The sequence below is a fragment of the Phenylobacterium sp. genome (assembly GCF_044371015.1).
Lineage (GTDB): Bacteria > Pseudomonadota > Alphaproteobacteria > Caulobacterales > Caulobacteraceae > Phenylobacterium.
This window is the reverse complement of the sequence record NZ_JBILUK010000272.1, coordinates 1-4,038: the sequence shown is the minus strand read 5'-3', so window position 1 is coordinate 4,038 and position 4,038 is coordinate 1. Positions and strand designations below refer to the sequence as shown.

Below are 4,038 nucleotides of genomic sequence, written 5' to 3'. Positions count from 1 at the left end.
CGAGGATGAAGTTTCGGGCCGCCGCGGGCTGGCCGAGACTGGTCCGCGGAAACACCACATCGCTTGCCCCCACCTTCACTTCGCTCTTGGTGAAAGTGTAGTTTGCGGCCGCCAGCCAACGGACACTGTCCATGAACTCATTGCCCGTCTCGAACTCGAAGTACCGCTTGAACTCGGCTTCTGCGCCATAGACCACAGCCTTGGGCGCATTCAGGAAGCTCTGTTGCAGCCCCGAACCCGACTCGTTCACCACCGATTCGATCGGGCGCTTTATGTCCTTGTAGAACAGTCCCGCTGTCGCGAACTGACCCCGCTCGAAATAGCGCTCGTAGCGGACGTCGAGGTTGACGATCTCGCTGTCCTGCAGGAACGGATTGCCGATGAATGTGCGGTCAAACTCTGGATCCAGATAGAGCTGAGGCGCCTGCTCCCGGAACTGAGGGCGTGCAATGGTCTTCGATGCCCCGGCTCGGAGTTGTTGTTCCTCGGCGAAGTTCCAGGTGAGTGTGCCGGCCGGCAGAAGATAGTCGTTCTTCAGTGAGCGCCCCGGAAGTGGCGTCGCCGAAAACAGATCGATGGCGCGCACGTCCTGCGTGCCGGTCTCGTAACGAACCCCGAGGGTCGCACGCACAGCGGGAAGTACCTCGCCTTCGCCCTGAACGTAGGCGCCGTGGGTGATTAGGCTCGCGGTATACGCCGCCGCGCCATCCGCCCCGGTCACTTCGCGCAGGATCAGTCCGTTCGGTCCGATGTTGAAATCAGAATAGAGGAAATCCACCCGCTGACGCTGGAAATTCAGGTCCGGTGTGAAGTTCATCGTGTAGCGGAAGACACGCGAGTCGGAGATTCGCTCGTTGTCGTACCAAGCGTAGCCGGCGCTCAAGGTAAGGTCGGCAATCAGGTCGTTGTCCAGTCGGTAGGCGAAGTCGATTCCAGCACTCGAAGCCTTGTCCTCCAGCTCGCTGAACCGGATGGCGTTGGCATCCAGCTGCGGATTGTGCAGGAACTCGTTGTTTACCCGGCGATACCGCACCGAGCGCTCATAGGGCACGTCCCGCTCCGTGCGCGCAAACGCGCCGCGCCAGGAAATCGTCAGATCGCCGAACTCGTGTTCGCCGGTCAGCTGGGTGTCAATCAACTCGCGCTGGTACCATGCCGTGGTGTCGTCGCGAATGAATTGGCTGGCTCGCGCCGAGTCGCCGGTCACTGAGCGGGTGCGCTTGGTCACATTGCGCACGTAGAGGTTGGTCCACTTGAACGTGTGGCTGTCCAGCTCAAGAGCGACCTGGGTAAGGCCGTTCAGCACCACGTCGTTCTGGGTCGAGTCCGAAAGCAGGTCCTCCTGCACCGACAAACCGCCGAGACTGACCACGCCCTCCTGCTGCATCGCACGACGAGTCGACCAGCCGTTGTCATATCCAAAGATACCGAGCACCCCGACATTGCCCCAGTCCATGGTCCAAGACCGACCGGCCGAGACATCAAAGCTGCCGTTGAAGGGGACGTTGTTGGTCGACTGCAGCAGATTGATATTGGCGTTCTGGAAGCTTCGGCCCATGGCCGTCAGCTCGTTCGCCGTGAAATTCGACGAATCGATACGCTTGCCGCTCTCGATCCCGCGCCGGATCAAGAGAGGAAGCTCGCGCGTCCCATCGTCAACACCAAACGAGTCGCTGTCCCCGCCGCCAAAATAGGTCAGGCCGCGCTTCAGAGTGGTCTCAGTGTTGCCACCCACGCTGAAGCCCATGGCGATGAACGGGTCATCCGGCGTATCGATGGTCTTGAGGTCGATCAGGCCGCCGCCGAACTCACCTGGATAGTTTACCGAGTAGGTCTTCTGGACGGTGACCCCCGCCAGGATGTTCGACGGGAACAGATCGAGCGGCACCACCCGCTGTAACGGCTCCGGGCTTGGCAGCGGCGAACCATTCAGCAGCGCAGACGAGTACCGCTCTCCGAGGCCCCGGACGTAAACGAACCGTCCGCTCACCACGCTGAGGCCGGCCAGTCGGGTCAGAGCCTGGGCCGCCGTGTCGTCACCCTGGCGCACCAGGTCCGCGGCCGTGACAATCGAGGCGACCTCGGATGTCTCGCGCATCACCTCTGGGATGAACTTACCCCGAACGACCACTTCATCCACCTCGGTCTCTTCAGGAGCCGCAGCGGGTGGAGGCGGAGTCTGGGCTATGGCGAAGCCCGGCGCCAGCAGCGCCGTTGTGCCGAGAAGAAGCCCGATCAGAGGGCGTCGCTTTTGGGTCATCGGGTGTCGCCCCTTGGGCTCAAACGTCGGGACGGGATCAGCAGTTGCTTCCGGTCGAAAGACCGCAGGTCCAGCCCTGCCACCAAGTGTCGTTCGCGTCGCGGACGGCGCCGATGTAGGTCACGTTGTCGAAGAAGGCGTAGATCGCCTGCGGATTGGTCGCCACGCGTCCGGCCTCGTTCGAACCGTTCACGAAGCCCGAAAGCGTCGAGGTGTGGGTCGAGGAGTTGTTGGCCCCGCCGTTGAACAGCGCCGCGGCGGCGGCGCCGTCGATATCGGTGTCATTACGGAAGGCCGTCGAGCAGGCCAGCACAACCGAGTCCCAACGCGGACCCGCCGCCTGGGTTGAGGGCGTGTCAACGTCGAGGCACGCTGTGGCAGTGTTGGCCGTCGTGTGGATGCCGTTGATGAAGCGCCCGCCCGTGCCGGTGTTCAGGATCTGGATGTCACCGGCGCCGGTCCGGGTCGAACCGATGGCCGTGTAGTTGGCGATCTTGGGCTGGGAGTTCAGCGACGCTTGGACGCCCACCGAGCTCATTTCAAACACCCGGTCGCCGCCGTTCGGGCGCTGGCGCGCAATCAGGTACTGAATCCCACCCCGCCAGCCCTCGTCGGTGTCGATGCTGTCGTCGTCAGCGCCGGTGACCACGATCCGCTTGGCGTTCACAGTACCACCAAAGAACTCGATTCCGTCGTCCGAGCTGTTGTGCACCTGCAGAAATTCAATGGTCGTCCCTGAACCCACGCCGTTCAGCGTAAGGCCGTTCAACTCCCGGTTCGGCTGAACCTCAAATCCTGGATAGCGGATCTGGACATAGCGTAGGCGTCCCGAGTTATCCGCCGGGCTGTTACCGCCATAGAACGAGATGCCGCCCTCGAACGTCGCAACGCAGTTGATGTTCGGCGGGGTCGTTCCAGCGGGGCAGCTCGCGATCGGCGCACGGCCGGAGATGACGACCCCTCCCCACTGGCCGATCAGGTCGGCGCCCGAGTTGCCGTCCAGGTTCGACCGGCTGGTGAAGATGATCGGGCTGGTGGCCGTGCCCTCGGCGAAGATCTGCGATCCGCGCTGTACGTTGAGATAGTCGAGGCCGCCCGAACCGAAGAGGCGCACGCCCGGCTCGATGGTCAGGATGCCTGCCACCGCCCCGGCCACGGGCGCATTCGGATCGGCGCCCCGGTCGTCACCCACATCGGTGCGCCCACTGATCGCGTAGACGGTGCCGGCGCGGTTCGGCACCACGAGGTTGCCGGTGATCTTTTGCGGCAGTTGGCAGGCGCGCAGCGTGCCGTTGGCCACCGTGCCCACATTGGCGAAACCGGTCGGGCAGTCTGCCGCCGGCTGGCCCGGAGCCGGGGTTGTCGGGTTCGTGCCGCCGCCCGTTCCGCCGCCGCCGGCGATGGGGAAGGCGCCTTCGCCGGGTGAGGCCACATTGTCCGCACCGCCGCAAGCGGCGAGCACGAGCGCACTCGCCGAAGCGACCATGAGTTTGGTGAACGTCGCGCCCGTCATACCTATCTCCCGCAAGGCCCTGTGGCGGTCTCCGGGGGGTCCTGGACGGCGTATCCGGACCGCCCCCGCGCGCCGAACGCCCTTCTAGGGATTGGCGATGACACTCACCCGACAACTTTGTGACAAATCTGTTGCGGTATGTTGCACCGCAACGCATCCGCGATCCCGACTCGCACCGGGCGGGACGGATGGGCTAGTCTGTGGGCGTTTAGGGGGAGAGTTATGGCGCCTTTGGCCCAAATCCTTGCGTTTCTGGCCTCTGCCG

At 63.7% G+C, this 4,038-nt stretch carries 2 protein-coding genes; both read right to left on the bottom strand.

Translation table 11 applies throughout. The annotated features are described in order from the left end of the window. The coding region (locus tag ACIQ3R_RS16125; RefSeq protein WP_397419875.1) for a TonB-dependent receptor domain-containing protein at positions 1-2,260 on the bottom strand (2,260 nt) is incomplete at its 3' end. A gap of 37 nt (positions 2,261-2,297) precedes the next feature. Then, the gene (locus tag ACIQ3R_RS16120) at positions 2,298-3,773 is read right to left on the bottom strand and encodes a hypothetical protein (RefSeq protein ID WP_397419874.1); all 1,476 of its coding nucleotides are present in this window, start codon (positions 3,771-3,773) and stop codon (positions 2,298-2,300) included. Between the last annotated feature and the right edge of the window lie 265 nt (positions 3,774-4,038).